Here is an 18706-nt window from a genome sequence, read left to right as displayed (position 1 = left end):
CGCCGCCCTCGCACCAACACCCGAATTTTCCGATGTCAGCGGTTCTAGTACGTCTGAAATTGTGGAGCTGAGGGGATTCGAACCCCTGACCTTCTCATTGCGAACGAGACGCGCTACCAACTGCGCCACAGCCCCGGGTGCGTCGTACGACGCGGGAGGAAACGTTAGCACCGGCGCGGGGCGTCGGCCGAATCGGTCGCCTCGCGCTGAGGTGGACGGGTGGGTCAGCCCAGCAGCAGCTTCTCGACCTCCTCGAGGGCCTGGCGGGCATAGCCGCGCCAGAGCCGGCCCACGGCCGGAAGGGCGTACGACGCAGCGCGCGAGGTGGGGTGGATCGTCCACGACCAGGTGATCCGGGTGCCGGTGCCGACCTCGGCGAAGGACCACTCGCCGTCGACCGAGGAAGCGAGCGGCTTGAAGGGACCGGTCAGGTCGGTGAGGCGGTAGGCGAACCGGTGTGGCCGCTCGACGGCGACCAGCTCCTCCGACATCGAGCTCCGGTCGGTGAGCTGGATGGACCTCGACTGCCCGACGGTGCCCCAGGGGTCGGGGCCGACGGTGGCGGCGATCGGCGGGAGAGCGGCGTAGCGGCGGCTGAAGATCGTCGGAAGCGGCGCCGGCAGGACCCGATCGAAGGCCTCCTCGATCGAGACCGGAACGGCACGAGACGCCGACACCCGCAACGGTTCGCTCATGGCGTCAGCCTAGGCCGACCGCCCGAATCCCAGCGAACAGCGCCCGGGCCAGAGACCTCCCGGCAGAGGCTCAGGCTCCGGCTGCGGCGCCGGGTGCCTCGCCATGGTCGGCCTCGCGCTCGGCGCGGGCAGCCTCGTCGGCCTTGCGGGCCAGGGCGGCGTCGGCCTCGGTGCGGCCGGAGGTCCACACACCGGAGGACTCCAGGTCGATCGTGCGCACACTCCGTTCGGCGACTGGCTTGGAGACGTAGGTCGGCAAGGTCACCGGGACCGGGTCCCACATCTGCGGGTCGCGCATCCCCTCAGCGAGCGCGGCGCGGTCGAAGGCCTCGGTCGTCGCCTCGGGGTCGTGCTTGACCGAAGGCTCGGCGGCCGACACCGGGGCGGATTCGACGGGCGCAGGAGCGGGGTTGAGCCGACGGGCCCAGGCACGTCGCTCACGCTTGACCATGACCCGCGAGAGCACCAGCCACGCGAGCACCAGGCCGCCCGGGATGCCGACCGATCGCCACCACAGGGTGCCGTAGAGCGCGAACCCGGCAACCACGGCGACCGCCACGAGCAACAGGAGCAGCACCCGGCGGCGCCGGCGAGCAGCCACCCTCGAGGCCTCGCGTCGGGCCCGGATCTCGGCAGGAGAAGGGCCGGGGACCGGGTCCGACGCGAGAACTGGAGCGTCTGCCGAGGGGTCGGCGGACGAGGCAGCGGCAGACGACGCACCGGCAGGAGAGGCACCGGCAGGAGAAGCACCGGTGACCACGAGTTGCGCCGAGCGCTTGTCGACCGGTTCACGCCGGGCGAGCACGCGCAGCCTGTGGGAGAAGCGGTCGACGGTGCGGCTGCTGTTGGCCGCGTGGTGATGCTCGATGGCCTTCGGGATCAGATAGAGCGCCCAGGCCACCGCGACTGCCACGAAGAGAAGACCCTCTGGATGTCCCACGAGTCAGAAGGTTAGGGGCGGTAGCGCACCGTGGGGCGGATGTCTATAGGTGTGTCGAAAAATCACTTGTGTGACTGGAGAGGTTCACCGGTCGGTCCACGCGGTCGGGCCGGACAGCCGACTCACCATGCCGCCCTCACACTCCTCGACCGTGACGGCGAAGATCCGGTGGTCACGCCAGTCGCCGTCGATGTGCAGGAACCGTGGGGCGTAGCCGACCTCGTGCAGCCCGAGCTTCTCGACCACGCGCAGCGAGTTGGAGTTCTCCGGTCGGATCGCGATCTCGATGCGGTGCAGGCCAGCGGCAGTGAAGCAGTGGTCGATCACCATGGCCACCGCCAACGGCATCACCCCGCGGCCGGCGAAGCGCTGGTCGATCCAGTAGCCGATCGTCGCGAACTGCGCCGACCCCCGGACGATGTTGCCCACCGTGACCTGGCCGGCGAACTGGCCGTCGATCTCGATCACGAACGGGAAGGCCGTGCCCATCCGAGCGTTGCTCCGCAGTCGTTTGACCACGCTGCGGAAGGAGGCCGGCCGGCGCTCCACCCCGGGTGGTGCGGTGGCGTCCCACGGCCGCAGCCAGTCAGCGTTGCGCTCCCGCACGCGGCGCCAGTCCCGGGCATCAGAGTGAGCGATCGGCCGCAGGGTCACGCTGCCATGCACCAGAGTGACCGGCCACGCCGCCATCAGTGGTCACTCCCCGCGATCTGCTCGACCGCATGCACCAGCCAGGGCGTGAGCACGGCCAGGGCGTCGCGGACGCCTCCTTGCGAGCCGGGCAGGTTGACTACGAGCGCTTGGCCGGCGACGCCGGCGAGCCCGCGCGAGAGTACGGCGGACGGCACGCCTTGCGCGACGCCGTACGCCCGGATCGCCTCCGCGATTCCCGGGATCTCCCGGTCCAGCAACGGCCGGGTGGCCTCGGGGGTGCGGTCGGTGGGGGTGAGTCCGGTGCCGCCCGTGGTGAGTACGACGCGGGCCCCGGCCGCCACCGCCTCCGCGATCGCCACGCCGACCGGCTCGCCGTCGGGGACCACCGTGGGCTCGTCGACGGTGAACCCGAGGCGGGCCAGCATCGTCTGGATCAGCGGGCCGGTGGTGTCGTCGTACACCCCGGCGGCAGCGCGGTTGGAGGCCACCACGACGGCAGCCGGCAGCCCAGCGGCGTCAGCCACGGGTCCAGTCTCCCGATCTGCCGCCGCTCTTGGCATCGACCCGGACCTCGGTGATCACCGCAGCCTTGTCGACCGCCTTGACCATGTCGATCAGGGTCAACGCGGCCACCGAGACCGCTGTGAGTGCTTCCATCTCGACACCGGTCCGGTCGGTGGTCGTCACGGTCGCCTCGATCTCGACGGCATCGTCGAGCACCGTCAGGTCGACGGCCACCGACGACAGAGCCAACGGGTGACACAGCGGAATCAGGGTCGGCGTCGCCTTGGCCGCCATGATCCCTGCGATCCGCGCGACGGCGAGAGCGTCACCCTTCGGCACCCCCTCGCCGCGGAGCAGCTCGATGACACGCGGCGCCACCAGCACGCGACCGCTGGCGGTCGCCGTCCGCGCGGTGACGGTCTTGCCGGACACGTCGACCATCCGGGCCGCGCCCGTCTCGTCCACGTGTGTCAACCGGTCGCCGTCACTCGCCACCGGCACAGCCTCTCATGTCGTCTGCCGCGGTCTTCTTGCATCTCCCGCGGTCCTATGGTGGCAAAGTGCCTCGTATACCGGGTGCTCAGCCACTACAGCACCGCGGGAGTTGGGTCAGGGCCACCACAGCACCGCGGCAGACGGGCCGGGGCGACCACAGCACCGCGGGAGCCTGAGGGCTAGAACTCCTCGTCCAGGCGGAGCACCTGGACCTGCTCGCCCGCGGCGATCGAGGTGACCTCCTCGGGCACCACGATCAGAGCGTTCGCCTTCGCCAGGTCACCAAGCAGGTGCGAGCCCGGGCCACCGATCGGGGTGACGCTGCGGACGTCGTGGACGGCCCGCAGGAACTGTCGCCGGCCCTCCGGCGAGCCGATCCCGCGGGTCAGCTGGGCGGTCTGGGTGGGTCGACGATAGGGCTGCTTGCCCATCAAGGCCCGCAGCGCCGGCAGCACGAAGTTCTGAAACGAGATGTACGACGACACCGGGTTGCCGGGCAACGTGAAGATAGGGGTCTCGTCCTCACCGACGACGCCGAAGCCCTGGGGTTTGCCGGGCTGCATCCCGACCGTGCCGAACCAGACCGTGCCGAGAGGCGACAGCGCCTCCTTGACGACGTCGTAGTCACCCTGCGACACCCCACCCGAGGTGACGACGAGGTCGGCGCGCACCAGCTGGTCGGAGAGCGCATCGAGGAAGGCTCGTGGCTCGTCGGAGACGCAGCCGACCCGGTAGGCGATGGCGCCGGCGGCCCGCGCCGCGGCCGCCAACAGGTAGGAGTTGCTGTCATAGATGGAGTCGTGGCCTAGTGCGGTGCCCGGATCACGCAGCTCCGCCCCGGTGGACATGACCACTACCCGCGGCCGTGGTCGGGTCGGCACCGTGGCGTGTCCGACGGCCGCCAGCAGGCCGAGGTGCCGGGGGCCGAGCACGGTCCCCTCCTCGACCAGCAGCTCGCCCTCGGCTACGTCCTCTCCGGCGCGGCGGATGTGCTGCCCGAGTGCGGGTGCCCGTCGCACCCGCACTCGGGCGACGCCGCGGTCGGTCCATTCGTAGGGCACCACTGCATCACACCCGGATGGCACGGGGGCGCCCGTCATGATTCGCACCGCGGTCCCGGCCGCCATCGTGACCAGGCCGGCCTTGCCCGCGCCGATCTCGCCGACCACCGGCAGCTCGACCGGCTCGTCCTCACTCACGTCGTCCAGGTCCGCGGCGACCACGGCGTAGCCATCCATGGCGGAGTTGTCGAAGCGCGGCAGCTCGATCGGGGCGATCACGTCCTCCGCGCAGGCCAACCCCAGCGTCTCCATCAGCGGCTGGGGGAAGGCATCCAGCGGCCGGACGGTCTCCAAGATCCGGTCCACCAGCCAGTCCACGCTGACCAGGCCGTCGCCGAGCCCGGGGCCGATGCCCGCGATCGGACCCTCGTGGTTGGTGTTCTCGCTGGCTGGAAGGTCACTCATCCGAGAGGACCGTCCCGGGCGCCACGCGCTGGGCGGTCTTCCCGGGTTTCAGGTCGACGTCGCCCACGACCTTGACTCCGGCGCCGAAGGTCCAGTCGCCGCCCACGCGGAACGACGCGGCGTTGCGCAGTGACGGCGCCCCCTCCGGGAAGCGCTTGTCGAACTCGCCGATCAGCTTGAAGTAGTGGCCGTCGAGGTCGACGTACGGCAGCTCCGCGGACGCCTGGTCCATCACGAAGTCCTTGCCGAGGTCGTAGACGTCCGAGCGCAGCAGGAGCAGGTCGTTGGTGGTCTTGACCGGGACGAAGCGATCCCGGCCGACCTCGATGGTCACCGCGCCCTCGAAGACCTCGATCGCCGCCCCCATCGCGGTCTCGATCTGGATCACCTCCGGGGTGCTCGGATCGGAGGGGTCGACCGTCTTCACGTTGCGGATCAGGGGCAGCCCGAGCACACCGCGGCGGGCCGCCATCGTCTCCTGCATCGCCGCGATGTCGAACCACAGGTTGTTGGTGCTGCAGTAGCGGTGCCGCGACAGGTCGGCCAGCGCCTCTTGATCCCGCTTCGGAGTCTGCGCCGTCTCCCGCAACACGATGCGGCCATCCGAACGGCGTCGCGCGAAGTGGCCGCCCTTCTTGTCCGAGACAGTCCGCCGCACTGCCTCGATCGCGAACGGCGCGCCCGAGGTCGCGAACCAACCCGCCACGCGCGCGTCGGGCACCGCACCGAGGTTGTCGGAGTTGGAGACGAACACGTGGCGGTAGCCCGCGTCGGCGAGCTTGGCCAGCAGGCCGGAACCCACCAGCGCGGTGTAGATGTCGCCGTGCCCCGGCGGGCACCACTCAAGGTCGGGCTCCTTGGGCCACAGCACCGGCGAGAGGTCCTTGACCAGGAGTTTGGGCTCCTTGTTCTGCAAGAACTCCAGCGGCAGACCGTCGGCCTTCAGGTTCTCGTAGCGCGCCAGCGCCGCCATGGTGTCATCCGAGGTGCGGAACGAGTTCATGAAGATCAACGGCAAGGTGGCGTCGTGGGCCTGGCGCAGGTAGAGCACCTGGCGGGCGATGATGTCGAGGAAGGACAGTCCGCTCCGCACGCACAGCAGCGACTTCGCGCGATCCATCCCCATCGAGGTGCCCAGCCCGCCGTTGAGCTTGATGACGGCGGTGGCGCGGATCGCGGCAGCGGCGTCGTCGGGCGACACCTCGGCCTCCGCGAGGGAACCCATCTCCAGAGGCTCGATGGAGGACTCCGGCATCATCCCGGTCTCGCCATGCTCAAGCAGCCGGTAGTAGTGCGCGAACACCTCGATCGCCGCCGCATCCACACCCGCCTCGACCATCTTGTCGCGAGCACGGTTCAGACCTGCACTAGCCATACCCATGATCGTAGGCTGGTCCGGTGCCCGCCTCGCAATCCATCCCCCCTGCGGACGACTCGCCCGGACGGTCGGCCGCCGAGTCGGCCCGGGCCGCCAAGCTCGCGCTGCGCGACCAGTTGGCCACTGCGCGGCGCCACATCCCCCTCGCCGAGGTCGCCGAAGCCGGACTGGCCTTCGCCGACCGACTTCTCCAGAGTCCTCACCTGCGCGGGGCCGCCACCGTCGCGGCGTACGTCTCTGTGAGCCACGAGCCCGGCACCGGTGTCCTGCTCGACCGACTTCGCGACGCTGGCAAGCGGGTGCTCCTGCCAATCACCCTGCGTGACCTCGACCTGGACTGGGCGGCGTACGACGGCCCTGGCTCACTCGCCCCGGCCAGCTTCGGCCTGCTCGAGCCCACCACGCCCCGGCTCGGCGTCGAGGCGATCGGCACTCCCGATGTGGTGCTGGTGCCGGCCACAGCGGTGTCGTGGGCGGGCTTCCGGTTGGGCCAGGGCGGCGGCTGCTACGACCGGGCGCTCGCCCGGGTGCCGGTCGAGACGTTCACCTGCGCGATGGTGTACGACGACGAGCTCGGCGTCGACGTACCCGTCGAGCCGCACGACCGCCCCGTCGTTGCCGCCGTGACACCGACCCGGCTGGAGTTGCTCGGACGCTGAGACGCGGCTCGCGGTCTCGCTCTGGGATGTTCGGTTCGGGGCTCCACGGCCAGGCGTAGACTCTGCGCGCCGCGGCGCGGGTCCTGCCCCGCCGCAAGGACCAGAAGGAGGGCCGCGTGCCGACCTACCAGTACGCCTGCACCGAGTGCGGCCACACTTTCGAGCAGGTGCAGAGCTTCCACGAAGACGCACTCACCCATTGCCCCGAGTGCAACGGTCGGCTGCGCAAGGTCTTCAACGCCGTCGGCGTGGTGTTCAAGGGCTCTGGCTTCTACCGCACCGACAGCCGCGCGGGCGCGGGGTCGAAGGATGGCGACGGAGCAAAGGAGTCTGCTGGCTCCACGAAGCCCGCGGACTCCGCGAGCTCGTCCGGATCGTCGGGATCCTCGTCAGGATCTGGTTCGTCGGGCTCCGGTTCTTCCGGCTCCGGGTCGAGTCCGTCCGGTTCATCCACAACCGCAGCCAGCTGATCGGCCGTCACCCTCCCTGTGGAGGGCGCACCACACTCGGCCGCTCGTCGGCCTAGCGTCAGGTGGATGCATCAGATCCACCCGACCCGAGGCTCCGCGCTGCGCCGCGCCGTGCGCACCACGCGGCGCACCATCCTGGCCCGCCGGCGGCTGCTCGCCACCATGTTGGTCGCCGTAGCGACCCTCGGAGTGCTGCGCACCGTGGCGCCACCGCCACCACAGACCCGCTTGGTCAGTGTCGCGGCGCACGACCTGGCCGCTGGCACCGTGCTGAGCAGCAGTGATCTGCGCACGGTCGACCTCCCAGCCGGCCTCCTCGTCGGTCATCTGGTCGGCGACCCGGTCGGCCGGACGCTGGCCTCGCCCCTGCGCCAAGGGGAGCCAGTCACCGACGTCAGGGTGACCGGAGTCGGCCTTGCCACCGGATACCCGGGCCAGGTGGTCCTCCCCGTCCGCTTCCCCGATGCCGCCGCCGTCGCTCTGCTGCGGCCCGGCATGCAGATCGACGTTCTCGCGGGTGGTGCCGACCAACTGGTGGCCAGCAACGCGACCGTGGTCACCCTGCCACCGGAGCCCGCCGCAGCCGGCCAGCCCACAGCCGGTCGACTCGTCGTGCTCGCCGCCGCCCCGGCAGACGCCGCCGCGCTCGCTCGCGCGCAGGTGGACGGATTCTTGACGTTCCTGATGACGGGATAGTGTGTGAGGTTGTCGCGTCGTCGAGGCGGCCCATCGGGGCTGCGCAAGGAGACTGTCTGACATGTCTGGCTTCAAGAACTTCATCCTGCGCGGAAATCTGGTCGACCTCGCGGTCGCCGTGATCGTCGGCACCTCGTTCGCCGCAGTGGTGACCACGTTCACCAACTGGCTGACCGCCCAGATGCCTTCCAGCCTGGACAAGATCTTCAGCAACAAGGTGAACACCTTCGGCGCGTTCCTCAACGCCGTGGTCGCGTTCGTGATCTTGGCCGCCGTCGTCTACTTCTTCGTGGTGCTGCCCTACACCAAGGCCAAGGAGAAGTACTTCCCCGACGAGCCTGCAGGCCCCGCCGAGGACGTCGCCCTGCTCACCGAGATCCGCGACCTGCTCAAGGCCCAGCAGTCCTCCTAGGCCTCGCCCGTCGGATCTCGTGGCCCACGCGCTGAGTTAGCGGCCCACCCGCCGCGTTAGACGGCGTCACTCCATACCGTCCAACTCAGGATGCGATCAGCCGTGGTGCGGTGGCACCTGGCGGCGGAGCCAGGCGTCCGAGGCGGACTCGTCGGCGTCGGGCGCATCCGGGCCGGTTGAGTCCGTAGAGCGTTCGTCGCGAGTCGTGTCGGGAAGGACGTCCCCGAACACCTCTGCGAGACGCTTTCGGCGTCGCCACTCGGACTCAACGGAGCCGGGCTCGTCGAGTTGCCCATCCGCGTTGGCCGGAGTGGCTGACTGCGGGGCGGTGGCCCGGGGGGCGGGCTCGTCGGTCACGAGGTGCACAGACCGACGCTGGCCAGCTCCTCGTTGGCGGCCGAGTCGCTCGGCGACGACGACGGCGACTGGCTCTGGTTCGGTCGTCCGGTGCCCGACGAGCCCGGAGACGAACTCTGCGTGGAGCCCGGGGGCTTGCCGGCGTTGATCGCGGTGGAGGTCAGCTGCTTGGTCAGCGGCTGGTCGTTGCGGAGCTTCTTCCACACCTGCTGGGCTTCGGGCGCGAAGACGACTCGGTTGGGGTCGTTGGGGTCGGCCATCCACGGGATGGTGATGAACTGGATGTCGCTGGGGTTGATATGCCGGAACTCATAGCCCAGGGCGGCGATCTTGCCGAGGTTGCTCAGCCCCTCATCGACCTGCAGTGACTTGGTGGCGGCGTTGAGAAAGCGGAGGACCCGGTCCGGCCGGGTCAGCGTGCCAGCCGAGATGACTTGGTTCGCCATGGAGGCAATGAAGGCTTGTTGACGCCTGGTCCGGCCGATGTCGGAGCCATTGCCGACGCCGTGCCGCACGCGGACATAGGAGAGTGCCTGATCACCGGTCACCTTGTAGGTGCCCTTGTCGAAGTGGATGTGCGCGACAGGGTCGTCGATCTCCTCGGGCACGCAGACCTCGACCCCGCCGATGGCGTCGACCATGCCCTTGAAGCCGGCGAACTTCACCACGACGTAGTGGTCGATGCGAATGTCGGTCAGGCTCTCCAACTGGTGGATCGTGCATAGCGGACCGCCGAGAGCGTAGGCGGCGTTCCACTGCTGGTAGGTCGCCGCCGGGATCTTGCCGTCGTCGCAGGCGGGACGGTCCACCATGGTGTCGCGAGGGATGCTGATGCCGTAGGCACGCTTCCGGTCGGCGGAGAGGTGCAGCAAGATGGTGGTGTCCGAACCGCCGCCGCCGGCCTCGTTGTCGATGTGGTTGCCCTTGCCTGATCGCGTGTCGTCACCCATCACCAAGATGTTGAGCGGACCCTGCGGACCGGTGATAACCTTTTTCGGTCGGTCCGGGATGCTGTTGATGTCCGGGCCGACGGTCAGGTTGCCGCTCAGGTGTCGGAACGAGTAGACGACGAAGAGCGCCACCGCCATCGACATCACCACGATGGTGACGGTGAGCACCCGCGCCACGGTGTGCCGCTTCTTGGGCTTGCCACGCCGCTTGGGCGCGCCGCCACCATTTTCAGTCAGGCCGTTCTCGGCCGGACCGTTCTTGTTCGGGGGTGTGGAGTCGACGGCCGGGTCGTCGACCCTGGGCTCGTCAGACATCTGTTGCACTACCTCGGGTTCGCATGCAGGAGCAACCTGCGGACACGGCGAGGGTGCCATGTCTTGTCAAATGATGGAGGAAGCGCGCCCATTAGCAAAACCCAGACGTCGACCGCAAGCCGATTCTTAGTGTTCTCTCATCGCCGGTCCATCGAACGATTCGTCGGCACCCCTCAGCGCAGCGTCCGGGCCATCGCCCAGGACGCCAGGCCGAGCAGGGCAGCACCGACAGCGGTGAGCACGAGGATCGCGGGCCAGACCTGACCGAGCCCCTCGCCCTCCACGAGGATCCGCCACAAGGCGTCGTTCATCCAGGCGTGCGGGGTCGTGACGAAGGCGACCGTGCGCAGCGTGTCGGGGAAGAACTCCAGCGGCTGCATCGACCCGCCGAGGGCGCCCAGCACCAGCGACAGCAGCAGTCCGATGGCGCCAACCTGCTGCTCGCTGCGCCCGAGTGTGCCCAGCAGCATCGCCGCACCGGTCCCGACCACCGACATGGCGACGCACAGCAGCGCCACCGCGCCCGGCGCCACCCAGTTCACCCCGAAGAGCAGGATGCTGCCGAAGAACACGATGGCCGCCTGCACCATCGCCACGGCAAAGCGCCCCAGCGCCTCACCGCCGACGATGGTGGAGACCCGGACCGGTGCCGCGCGCATCCGACGGGTCACGCCGAGCTGGCGTGTGGTCAGCAGTGCGGTCGCTCCAGTGAGGGACGTCAAGAAGATGAACAGGCTCAACTGTCCTGCCGCGAGCACGGCACGGATGCCTGCGACCGTGTCACCAGAGTCGCCGACCTGATCGACCGACACCTTGATCGGTGGTGCGCCCTGGGCCGCGCTCTCGACGGCGGCGGCGGCCTTCTGATCGCTCACGTCGGCGTCCCGCGCGACCACATGAGTCACGGTCTCCCTGACCCCGGCCTCTTCGACCACCGAGGTGAACACGGTCCGGAGCTGGGTGCCGTTGCCGGTGCCCGGGTCATACCAGCGGTACGTCGTACTATCTGGCACCGACTCGACCACCCAGCCGACGTCGAGGGTGTGCCGGGCGACATCGTCGCGCAGGGTCTGGGCGTCGGCGACCTTCACCACGGTCACGTTGGCGTTCGCCGACATCCGCGCGGTGATCGCCCGGCTCGCCGCCGTCGGGTGCTGGTCGACCACACCTACCCGGTAGTCGCCGGCGTCCCCCCGGATCGCGATCCCGAGGGAGAAGACGATCAGCAGGGGCAGCACGACGACGAAGAACAGGTTGGCCCGCTCCGCGAAGAGCCGCTTGAGGTTGGACCGCGCAATGGAGAGTACGACGTCAGGTGGGCTCGGCTTTCGGGCGGAACTCATGGCCGCACCGTCCGACCGGCGAGCAGGAGCCCCGGCACTCCGACGATCACGGTGAAGGCGAGCAGCGCCGCCACCGGAGGCAGCGCGTGCGTCCAACTCTGCCCACCGGAGAGTCGGACCAGGCCCTCGTTGAACCAGTAGTGGGGCGTGGCCCGGGTAGCGATCCCGGCCAGTCCACCAGCGCGGGCGAGGGAGAAGAAGGAGCCGCCGAGGATCCCGAGCACCAGCGCGACCCCGGACTGGATCGCGCCGGCCTGCTCGGCGGTGCGAGACAGACCGACCACGCAGGAGACCGTCGCGACCGCGGCCGAGACCCCGGAGACGACGAGCAGTGCCACCCCGAATGGGCTTCCGAAGTGGGCACCCAGCAGTGTGCTCGCGAAGATCAGCAGCGCCGTCATCGACGCCAGGCCCAGCACGAAGCTGACCAGCACCTTGCTGATGACGACCTGCCACCGGGGCACCGGTGCCACCAAGATGCGCGGCAGGGTGCCGAGGCGACGCTCTTCCAGCAGGCCCAGCACACCGAACTGGACGGTGAAGAACAAGAAGAAGGTGGCCATCCCCGCGCCGACCTGTGTCTTGGCGTTGATCCCGTCAGCACCGGTGGCGTCGACCACCTGGGCGGGAGCCGGATGTGCGATGACCGCGGTCGCCACCTGAGTCGGGTCGGCGGACGTGCCCAGCGACTCCTCGGCGGCGATGGCCTGCCGGACGCCGTCGACGGTGATCGCGGTCGAGCGGGTGACCGCTTCGACGATCGCGCCCGCGATCGGCGATCCGGCGTCGGCGAGGATCGTCACCGCGTCACCGGAGCGCGTCACCGAGATCCCCGCGTCCACCGCGTCGTCGTCGATCGCGGCACGCAACGCCGCCTCGTCGTCGTACTCCTTGGTGCGCAGAGTGCCGTCTCGCTCCAGAGCAGCCAGCGGACCATCGGATAGCGCCGAGGCCAACGGCGAGTCACCGAGCACGACCCCGACCGGCACCTTCTCGATGTCCGGTCCCTGGGCGAGCATCGACAGCACCGTCATCAGCGCGGCAGGTGCGAGCAGCGCCAACACGATCGCCGAGCGGTCGCGCAGTCGAGCGCGGAAGTCGCGGGCGAAGAGGGTGAACAGAAGCATGCGAGCCATCAGTCCCGGAGGGCGGTGCCGGTGATGTGCAGGAACACCGAGTCCAGCGTCGGCTCCTCCACGCGGACATCGGTGACCACCGCGCCGCTCTCGGTGATCGTCTGGACGATCAACGGCAGCTGGGCCGAGGCATCCTCGACCATGCACACCACCGTCCGGTCGTCGGTGGCGGTGACATCGACGAGGCCAGCCCGTCCGCTCAACGTGCCCCGGACACCCGCCGCGTCAGAGGCGACCGCCACCGTGATCTGAGCACGCTCCTCGACCAGCGCCACCAGCTCGCGCCGGGTGCCGCAGGCCAGCATCCGACCGTGGTCGACGATGCCGACTCGGCGACACAGCCGTTCGGCCTCCTCCATGTAGTGGGTGGTGTAGAGCACGCTCATCCCCTGCTCGCCGAGGGCCGCCACCGCCTCCAGGATCGCGTTGCGGCTCTGCGGGTCGATGCCCACAGTCGGCTCGTCGAGGATCAGCAGCCGAGGTCGGTGCAGCAGACCCGCGGCGATGTTGAGCCGACGCTGCATGCCGCCCGAATACTCCTTGACCCGGTCCCCCGCCCGCTCGGTGAGACCGACCAACTCGAGCGTCTCGGCGATCCGCTCCCGCGCGGGGGCACCCGACAGCCCGTAGAGCCGGCCGAAGAAGGCGAGGTTGTCGCGGCCGTTGAGGTCGGGGTAGAGCGCGATCTCCTGCGGCACGTAGCCGATCAGCTCCCGCCCCTCCACCGAGTCGGGACTGATCTCGACGCCAGCCACCCGGATCGAGCCGGCGTCGGGCGCCAGCAGGCCACAGATCATCGAGATGGTGGTGGTCTTGCCGGCACCGTTCGGACCGAGCAGGCCGAAGGTCTCACCGACGGCTACGTCGAAGGAGAGGTCGACGACGGCCTGCTGGTCGCCGTACGACTTGGCCAGCCCGGCCACGGCGAGCATGGGCTCCCCCGTTGACACAGACCTCGGATCGGGCTTGGACTCAGCCACTATCGCCTCCCGGAGCGTCGAGCTGGGCTTCTCCATGACCATACCCACACGGCCGGGCGGTCATGCGGCGTCCAACGTCGACCGGGTGGTCGGCCGCCGTGCCTCCGTGGCCATACTGTGTCGCCATGGAGGAGACCGCTGCCGCCGCGACCGACCGTCGGCCACGCCTGCATTTCACCCCGCGGCAGGGCTGGATCAACGATCCGTACGGCGTCGTGTGGCGCGGCGATCGCTACCACTACTTCTTCCAGCGGGTGCCGGACTCCACGGAGTGGCAGCTCGGCCAACACTGGGGACACGCGACCAGCCCGGACCTGGTGCACTGGACCGAGCTGCCCACGGTGCTCGCGCCCGACGAGGACGACGACGGGATCTGGTCGGGCTCCGTCGTGATCGGCGAGGACGGCGACGCCGTCGCCTTCTACACCTCCGTGACTACCAGTGATCCGGGGCTCGCGCGGGTCAGGATCGCCAGGCCGACCGACGAGAGCTGGGAGACCTGGCAGAAGGGCACCGTGGTCGCCGCGCCTCCCGAGGGGATGGACCTGGTCGAGGTGCGCGACCCCTTCGTCTTCCGCCACGGCGACCGGTGGCAGATGATCGTCGGCGGCGGCACCACCACCGGGACCGCACTCGCGTTGTCGTGGACGTCACCAGATCTGACGGCGTGGAGCTTCGACGGCATCCTGGCAGCCCGACCGGCGACCGAGGACGACCCGGTGTGGACCGGCACCGCCTGGGAGTGTCCGCAGCTGCTCCGGGTCGGTGACCGGTGGGTGTTGGTCGTCTCGGTCTGGGCCGACGGACTGACCCGCTATGTCGCCGGCGTCGTCGGGGACCTGACCGACGGCCGATTCGAGTCGACGGGTCCGTGGCAACGGTTCACCTACGGCCCGTCCCACTACGCCGCCTCTGCCTTCGTCGACGCCGACGGCCGACCCTGCCTGCTGCACTGGCTGCGCGACGTTGCGGACGTGCCGGCGGGCTGGGCCGGCGCCCACTCCGTGCCCCACGTGGTCGCGCTGGACGGCGAACGACTGGTGCTCGAGCCCCACCCGGCCGTCGCCGCTGCCGTCCGCACCCTCGACCTCCCCGCCGACGGCGCCGTCGTCACGACCGAGGCGGGCGACGCCACCCTCGAGGTGGGGGGCGGCGTCCTCACCGTGAGCCGGGGTGGGGCCGCGTTCTCCATGCCGTGTGACGGAGGTCCGGTCCACATCCTCCTCGACGGCCCCACCCTCGAGATCTTCGGCCCTGACGGTGTCGCAGGCCTCGCCATCGAACCCTGATCGTCGTTCGGGCCGGTCGCTCGAGTTGATACGGTCCAGATTGGGTGTTTTCACCACGAAGATCACCCAATCGGGACCGAGTTAACTCCGAGGGGGGCGGTGGAGGCCGACGTCGCGGGCGATGACGACGGCTTGGACACGGTCGCGGGCACCGAGCTTGGCGAAGACGTGTCGGACGTGGGTCTTGACGGTGGCCATGCTGATGACGAGGTCGTCGGCGATCTCGGCGTTGGAGAGCCCGGCACCGATGAGGGCGAGGATCTCCCGCTCCCGGTCACTGAGGTCGGTCAGACCGGGTGGTGCTGCGGGCGCGGTGGGAGGGCGACTGGAGAAGTGGTCCATCAGACGCGCGAGGATGGCTGGTGCGATCACCGGTTGCCCGGTTGCGGCGCGGTGAACCGCGTCCAGCAGCGCATCGGACGTCACGTCCTTGAGCAGGAAGCCCAGCGCGCCGGCACGGATCGCGTCGACGACGTGCTGGTCGGTGTCGAACGTGGTCAGGACGACGACGGGAGGCCCGGACGTTTCGGTGATCCGACGGGTTGCTTCGACGCCGTCGATACCCGGCATGCGCAGGTCCATCAGGACCACGTCAGGCTGCAGCCGCTTCGCAGCCGCCACGGCATCGGCGCCGTCGGCGGCCTCCCCGACGACCTCGACGCCCCCGAGCTCGAGGATCGTCCGCAGCCCGTGGCGCACCAGGTCCTGATCGTCGACGACGAGAACCCGGGTCATGTCCGCTCCTGGTGGGTGGAGCCACCGGCTGGCGCGGGGCGCCGAGCGGGGATCTTGACCTGCACCTCGAACTGGCCGTTCGCGACGGTGGTGTTCGAGGTTCCGCCGAGGAGTTCGGCGCGATGACGGATCCCGGTCAGGCCTCGGCCGGGCGTCGGTGTGAGCGTGAGGGCGTCGGTGGGGTTGGTCGACCGGAGCTCGACGGCGTCGGGCGACCAGTCGACGGTGAGCGTCACCGGCTGTCCGGGTGCGTGTTTGCCGGCGTTCGTCAGGCACTCGCGCAGGATCCGGTTGACGGCGAGCGTGACGGGCTCCTGGTCGGTGGGTGGAGTGCCGGTCACTGCGAGCGTGTTGTCGATGCCGGCGGCGCGCGCACGATCCGCGAGCTCCGACGGGCTCTCGGGGCCCGGGTGGCCCTGGCCAGCCCAGGGTGCGAGCACGTCGAGAACCGCACGGATCTGGGTCATCGTGTGATGGGCGGTGGCACGGATCGCTTCGACCGATGTGGTGGCCTGCGGCCCCGAGACGCGCAAGGCTGCCGCGGCGGCCTCCGCTTGGATCGCGATCAGGGTCACGTCGTGCCCGACGACGTCGTGGAGCTCCTGGGCGATGCGGGAGCGTTCGAGGTCGATCGCGTCCTGCTCGGCCCTGGCCCGCTCCGCGCGCAGTTGGTCGGCCAGCTCGGCCAGCGCCTGCTTCTGGCGCCGTTCGTGGCGAACCGCCAGCCCGGCCAGGACGGGTGCGACGACCGCGAGCACGCCGCCGATCGCGGCCACGGGTGCCTCCGGACCGAGGAGCGTGCCGACCACCGAGAGCGCCGACGCCCAGGCCGTGACCGCGACGACTGCTCGCAGGGGGCGCCCGTGCATCCCTAGGGCGAGGAACTGCAAGATCACGACCACCAGGCCCAGGACGGGGAACCCGTCGAGGGGGATCAGCCACGAGGCGGAGGCCACCAGGGACGACTGGATCGGGAACGTACGTCGCCAGGCCAGGGGCAGCGTCGACAAGACGGCGAACAACTCTCCGCGTCCGACGGCCGCGATCGGGAACACCTCCACCTGGATCAGCCCGACCACCAAGAACGCCACCGCCAAAGCGGCGTCGAGGCGGGTGGTGCGCAACCGGTGGATCACGAGGTGAGGTTAGTGCGCACGTCGGCCGCAGAGCATCACCCTGCGGGCTGAGTGACCGCACGGCGCGGGATGAGTCCGAACCCGCCCTCGGCTCGATGTGCGAGAGCCCGGTCGACTCCTAGGTTCCTGCTCTGTCGGCTCACTCGAGCCGCCCAGTCAGCCCGGAAGGAGCTCACCCATCATGTCCACCACTACCTCGCCCATAGCCACACCCAAGACACCGGTGGCGGCAGTGACCCCGCCCGATCCCGTCAGCGCCGACGCACAACTGACCCGGATCAGCGCGAGGTTCGGCCTGGCATTCACGATCTGTCAGCTGGCCGTGATGATCGGCATGTCGATCTTCGTGCTGCCCAAGGGCGGCACTCTCGGAGACACCCCGACCCACTGGGGTCACGACGTGCTCGACGCCGAGACCTGGTATCGCGCCGGCAACTACGCGTTCGTCCTGGCCGGAACCCTACTGATCGGCTTCCTCGGCGCCGTCCACGTCAAGCTCCGCAGGGCCGACCCCTCGGGCGCGTTGGCCGCAATCGGCGTCGGCTCGGGCGTGCTCCTGGCCCTGATCTGGCCCTATGCAGCGGTCCTCCACGACGTGGCGCTCGACGTCGCCATGAAGGGGACCGATGTCCGCATGCTCGCCGGCTGGGACTCCATCGCGCCGTACTCGCTGGCCTTCTCCGTCCTCCCGCGGCTCTTCTTCATCGCCGTCGTCGTGGCCGCGCTCCGGCTCACCGGCGAGGCGGTCTGGCTGCAACGCATCGGGATCGCGCTGTTGCCGGTCGGCCTGATCGCCACGGCGACGCTGATGTTCGGTGGCCTCTTCCCGATCCTCGCGTTGAGCACCCTCGGCTACGAGCTCTGGGTCGGGGCGGTGGCCTGGCACTGGCTGAGGACGAGCCGGTGACATCGTGGCCGTGCGCTGATGCCGCCTTGGGTGGGCAGGGTCGGGCTTCCGGTCGCACCTTTCCGCTCGCTCGCCCGTTCACCGACACCTTCGGGAAGGAGCACGTCAATCGAGGCATCGCCCCGCTCCCAGCGATGCTGGCGACCTTCCGCTGAGATACCCGCTGAACGGAAGCCGAGGTCTTCGAGTGTCTCGGTGAAGGTAGCCAAGATCGTCGGATCGGCCCGGACGTTGATCACGGTGTCGGCGTCGTTGGTCGGACGTACCGGAACTGGCCGCGTTCAGCGCAGTGGAGATGAACGAGCTGGCCCCCGATCAGTGTCCACCCCTCGGACAGGCGGTCGTAGAGGTCCAGCACCCCAAGCCATGACGCGGTCTGCTCGGGCGGCATGGTGGGAAGGACAATCATCTCTTCACCTTCCATGTTCCTCCGACACTTCTCGCAGGAGTTCAGCCGCCCGCAGTTCCTCGCGAGCTCCACGCTGGTCGGCGAGGTCGGCGGCGAGTCGCAACTTGGAGTCCGGGTAAGCCCTCTGACCTTCTGAGAGAACGTGGATCACCACGTTGCCGTCGTCGGCGGCGGGCATGAGCAGGAACGCGCGTTCCAACCCCGGCAGGTCGGCAGCCGCGACGTACCCATCGACATCGCTGGATGCGATGCCGCTGGCGGCAGGGCTCATCAACGATTCCCAGCGTTCGTCTTCTCGGAGTGCTGGTAGGTCGGCGGAAGCGGCCTTGTAGAGCCTTCGCTCGGCCCGGTTGCGGAACATCTGTCTAAGCGCGACTGCAATGCGGCTAACGGCATCCTCGTTCAGCTCGTACGGGTCGAGCATCGCCGACCACTGGTAGTTGGTCGCATAGGGTTCCAGCGGCCGCACCGTCCACGAAGAAGCCGGCGCACCACGCTCACGGAGGCGTTGACCGTCCAAGAGCCGAACGCCGTCGAGTTCGCCGTGCCGCAGCACGGCATGCACCTCCATGCGATCCGATCGGTGCACCAACTCAAGTTCAGCCCACCGATCGTGCGCCGTCCGTGCTAGTTGGCGCACATCCTCAGGAGTCATGTTCACAAGCCTAGAAATCGTTGGGTGCCCCCGGTAGGAGTCGAACCTACGACCTTTCGCTTAGGAGGCGGCTGCTCTATCCACTGAGCTACGGGGGCCTCCTGACCGGAAGGACCGGCCGTCGG

21 protein-coding genes and 2 tRNA genes are annotated in these 18706 nt (G+C 69.4%); 7 read left to right on the top strand and 16 right to left on the bottom strand.

Annotated features, from left to right (window positions below; translation table 11 throughout):
* Nucleotides 1-62: 62 nt before the first annotated feature.
* From QM714_RS16175 to QM714_RS16140, 8 genes are all read right to left on the bottom strand, one after another.
* A tRNA-Ala gene (locus QM714_RS16175) sits at nt 63-135 on the bottom strand.
* Nucleotides 136-224: 89 nt separating this feature from the next.
* Nucleotides 225-695 carry an SRPBCC family protein gene (locus tag QM714_RS16170; protein WP_415102366.1) on the bottom strand — a complete coding sequence of 157 codons (471 nt, stop codon included), beginning with the start codon at nt 693-695 and terminating at the stop codon, nt 225-227.
* Between the two features lie 70 nt (nt 696-765).
* Nucleotides 766-1635, bottom strand: a complete 870-nt coding sequence (locus QM714_RS16165; RefSeq protein WP_415102365.1) for a hypothetical protein — start codon at nt 1633-1635, stop codon at nt 766-768.
* Between the two features lie 84 nt (nt 1636-1719).
* Entirely contained in the window at nt 1720-2325 is a 606-nt protein-coding gene (locus tag QM714_RS16160; RefSeq protein ID WP_415102364.1) for a GNAT family N-acetyltransferase, read from the bottom strand.
* Nucleotides 2325-2849, bottom strand: a complete 525-nt coding sequence (locus QM714_RS16155; RefSeq protein WP_415102363.1) for a MogA/MoaB family molybdenum cofactor biosynthesis protein — start codon at nt 2847-2849, stop codon at nt 2325-2327. Before QM714_RS16155 ends, QM714_RS16160 begins: the two co-directional genes overlap by 1 nt.
* Nucleotides 2806-3234: a cyclic pyranopterin monophosphate synthase MoaC gene (moaC, locus tag QM714_RS16150; RefSeq protein ID WP_415103050.1), complete on the bottom strand. Its 429-nt coding sequence runs from the start codon at nt 3232-3234 to the stop codon at nt 2806-2808. The genes QM714_RS16155 and moaC overlap by 44 nt, the downstream gene beginning before the upstream one ends.
* Before the next feature lie 233 nt (nt 3235-3467).
* Nucleotides 3468-4754 carry a gephyrin-like molybdotransferase Glp gene (gene glp / locus QM714_RS16145; protein ID WP_415102362.1) on the bottom strand — a complete coding sequence of 429 codons (1287 nt, stop codon included), beginning with the start codon at nt 4752-4754 and terminating at the stop codon, nt 3468-3470.
* Complete coding sequence (locus QM714_RS16140; protein WP_415102361.1) at nt 4747-6129, bottom strand: UTP--glucose-1-phosphate uridylyltransferase; 1383 nt, start codon at nt 6127-6129, stop codon at nt 4747-4749. The genes glp and QM714_RS16140 overlap by 8 nt, the downstream gene beginning before the upstream one ends.
* 23 nt (nt 6130-6152) lie before the next feature.
* On the opposite strand from QM714_RS16140, the gene QM714_RS16135 reads away from it, so the two are divergent.
* The 4 genes from QM714_RS16135 (at nt 6153) to QM714_RS16120 (ending at nt 8369) form a co-directional block, all read left to right on the top strand.
* Complete coding sequence (locus QM714_RS16135; RefSeq protein ID WP_415102360.1) at nt 6153-6791, top strand: 5-formyltetrahydrofolate cyclo-ligase; 639 nt, start codon at nt 6153-6155, stop codon at nt 6789-6791.
* A 116-nt stretch (nt 6792-6907) separates the two neighbouring features.
* Complete coding sequence (locus QM714_RS16130) at nt 6908-7261, top strand: FmdB family zinc ribbon protein (RefSeq protein ID WP_415102359.1); 354 nt, start codon at nt 6908-6910, stop codon at nt 7259-7261.
* 66 nt (nt 7262-7327) lie between these two features.
* Complete coding sequence (locus QM714_RS16125) at nt 7328-7957, top strand: SAF domain-containing protein (protein ID WP_415102358.1); 630 nt, start codon at nt 7328-7330, stop codon at nt 7955-7957.
* Between the two features lie 61 nt (nt 7958-8018).
* On the top strand, nt 8019-8369 hold the full coding sequence (locus QM714_RS16120) for an MscL family protein (RefSeq protein ID WP_415102357.1): 351 nt from the start codon (nt 8019-8021) through the stop codon (nt 8367-8369).
* 353 nt (nt 8370-8722) lie between these two features.
* Here the strand turns inward: QM714_RS16120 and QM714_RS16115 are convergent, their stop codons facing one another.
* The 4 genes from QM714_RS16115 to QM714_RS16100 form a co-directional block, all read right to left on the bottom strand.
* Entirely contained in the window at nt 8723-9991 is a 1269-nt protein-coding gene (locus QM714_RS16115; RefSeq protein WP_415102356.1) for an LCP family protein, read from the bottom strand.
* A gap of 173 nt (nt 9992-10164) precedes the next feature.
* Nucleotides 10165-11334 (bottom strand): ABC transporter permease, encoded by a 1170-nt coding sequence (locus tag QM714_RS16110; RefSeq protein ID WP_415102355.1) that lies wholly within the window; start codon nt 11332-11334, stop codon nt 10165-10167.
* Entirely contained in the window at nt 11331-12470 is a 1140-nt protein-coding gene (locus QM714_RS16105) for an ABC transporter permease (protein ID WP_415102354.1), read from the bottom strand. Before QM714_RS16105 ends, QM714_RS16110 begins: the two co-directional genes overlap by 4 nt.
* Nucleotides 12470-13402, bottom strand: a complete 933-nt coding sequence (locus QM714_RS16100; protein ID WP_415102353.1) for an ABC transporter ATP-binding protein — start codon at nt 13400-13402, stop codon at nt 12470-12472. Before QM714_RS16100 ends, QM714_RS16105 begins: the two co-directional genes overlap by 1 nt.
* Nucleotides 13403-13575: 173 nt before the next feature.
* Here QM714_RS16100 and QM714_RS16095 point away from each other — a divergent pair, with 173 nt between their 5' ends.
* The gene (locus QM714_RS16095) at nt 13576-14739 is read left to right on the top strand and encodes a glycoside hydrolase family 32 protein (RefSeq protein WP_415102352.1); all 1164 of its coding nucleotides are present in this window, start codon (nt 13576-13578) and stop codon (nt 14737-14739) included.
* An 81-nt stretch (nt 14740-14820) separates the two neighbouring features.
* Here QM714_RS16095 and QM714_RS16090 read toward each other — a convergent pair whose 3' ends face one another.
* The gene (locus QM714_RS16090; RefSeq protein WP_415102351.1) at nt 14821-15474 is read right to left on the bottom strand and encodes a response regulator; all 654 of its coding nucleotides are present in this window, start codon (nt 15472-15474) and stop codon (nt 14821-14823) included.
* Nucleotides 15471-16610, bottom strand: coding sequence for a sensor histidine kinase (locus QM714_RS16085; RefSeq protein ID WP_415102350.1), 1140 nt, complete (start codon nt 16608-16610; stop codon nt 15471-15473). The genes QM714_RS16090 and QM714_RS16085 overlap by 4 nt, the downstream gene beginning before the upstream one ends.
* 181 nt (nt 16611-16791) lie before the next feature.
* On the opposite strand from QM714_RS16085, the gene QM714_RS16080 reads away from it, so the two are divergent.
* Both QM714_RS16080 and QM714_RS16075 read left to right on the top strand, forming a co-directional pair.
* The gene (locus tag QM714_RS16080) at nt 16792-17517 is read left to right on the top strand and encodes a hypothetical protein (protein ID WP_415102349.1); all 726 of its coding nucleotides are present in this window, start codon (nt 16792-16794) and stop codon (nt 17515-17517) included.
* Nucleotides 17514-17672: a hypothetical protein gene (locus QM714_RS16075; RefSeq protein ID WP_415102347.1), complete on the top strand. Its 159-nt coding sequence runs from the start codon at nt 17514-17516 to the stop codon at nt 17670-17672. Before QM714_RS16080 ends, QM714_RS16075 begins: the two co-directional genes overlap by 4 nt.
* Nucleotides 17673-17930: 258 nt before the next feature.
* On the opposite strand, the gene QM714_RS16070 is transcribed toward QM714_RS16075, so the two are convergent.
* The gene (locus QM714_RS16070; RefSeq protein WP_415102345.1) at nt 17931-18497 is read right to left on the bottom strand and encodes a hypothetical protein; all 567 of its coding nucleotides are present in this window, start codon (nt 18495-18497) and stop codon (nt 17931-17933) included.
* A 109-nt stretch (nt 18498-18606) separates the two neighbouring features.
* Nucleotides 18607-18679 (bottom strand) — tRNA-Arg (locus QM714_RS16065).
* Nucleotides 18680-18706 lie beyond the last annotated feature (27 nt).

The sequence above is a fragment of the Nocardioides sp. genome (assembly GCF_047602075.1).
GTDB lineage: Bacteria > Actinomycetota > Actinomycetes > Propionibacteriales > Nocardioidaceae > Nocardioides.
This window is presented reverse-complemented; position numbering and strand designations above follow the sequence as displayed.

Excerpts from the sequence above, each read along its gene's own strand:
- QM714_RS16170 (WP_415102366.1), bottom strand. The coding sequence starts at position 695 with ATGAGCGAACCGTTGCGGGTGTCGGCGTCTCGTGCCGTTCCGGTCTCG.
- QM714_RS16160 (WP_415102364.1), bottom strand. The coding sequence starts at position 2,325 with ATGGCGGCGTGGCCGGTCACTCTGGTGCATGGCAGCGTGACCCTGCGG.
- QM714_RS16155 (WP_415102363.1), bottom strand. The coding sequence starts at position 2,849 with ATGCCAAGAGCGGCGGCAGATCGGGAGACTGGACCCGTGGCTGACGCC.
- moaC (WP_415103050.1), bottom strand. The coding sequence starts at position 3,234 with ATGGTCGACGTGTCCGGCAAGACCGTCACCGCGCGGACGGCGACCGCC.
- glp (WP_415102362.1), bottom strand. The coding sequence starts at position 4,754 with ATGAGTGACCTTCCAGCCAGCGAGAACACCAACCACGAGGGTCCGATC.
- QM714_RS16140 (WP_415102361.1), bottom strand. The coding sequence starts at position 6,129 with ATGGCTAGTGCAGGTCTGAACCGTGCTCGCGACAAGATGGTCGAGGCG.
- QM714_RS16125 (WP_415102358.1), top strand. The coding sequence starts at position 7,328 with ATGCATCAGATCCACCCGACCCGAGGCTCCGCGCTGCGCCGCGCCGTG.
- QM714_RS16120 (WP_415102357.1), top strand. The coding sequence starts at position 8,019 with ATGTCTGGCTTCAAGAACTTCATCCTGCGCGGAAATCTGGTCGACCTC.
- QM714_RS16115 (WP_415102356.1), bottom strand. The coding sequence starts at position 9,991 with ATGTCTGACGAGCCCAGGGTCGACGACCCGGCCGTCGACTCCACACCC.
- QM714_RS16110 (WP_415102355.1), bottom strand. The coding sequence starts at position 11,334 with ATGAGTTCCGCCCGAAAGCCGAGCCCACCTGACGTCGTACTCTCCATT.
- QM714_RS16105 (WP_415102354.1), bottom strand. The coding sequence starts at position 12,470 with ATGGCTCGCATGCTTCTGTTCACCCTCTTCGCCCGCGACTTCCGCGCT.
- QM714_RS16100 (WP_415102353.1), bottom strand. The coding sequence starts at position 13,402 with ATGCTCGCCGTGGCCGGGCTGGCCAAGTCGTACGGCGACCAGCAGGCC.
- QM714_RS16095 (WP_415102352.1), top strand. The coding sequence starts at position 13,576 with ATGGAGGAGACCGCTGCCGCCGCGACCGACCGTCGGCCACGCCTGCAT.
- QM714_RS16090 (WP_415102351.1), bottom strand. The coding sequence starts at position 15,474 with ATGACCCGGGTTCTCGTCGTCGACGATCAGGACCTGGTGCGCCACGGG.
- QM714_RS16080 (WP_415102349.1), top strand. The coding sequence starts at position 16,792 with ATGTCCACCACTACCTCGCCCATAGCCACACCCAAGACACCGGTGGCG.
- QM714_RS16070 (WP_415102345.1), bottom strand. The coding sequence starts at position 18,497 with ATGGAGGTGCATGCCGTGCTGCGGCACGGCGAACTCGACGGCGTTCGG.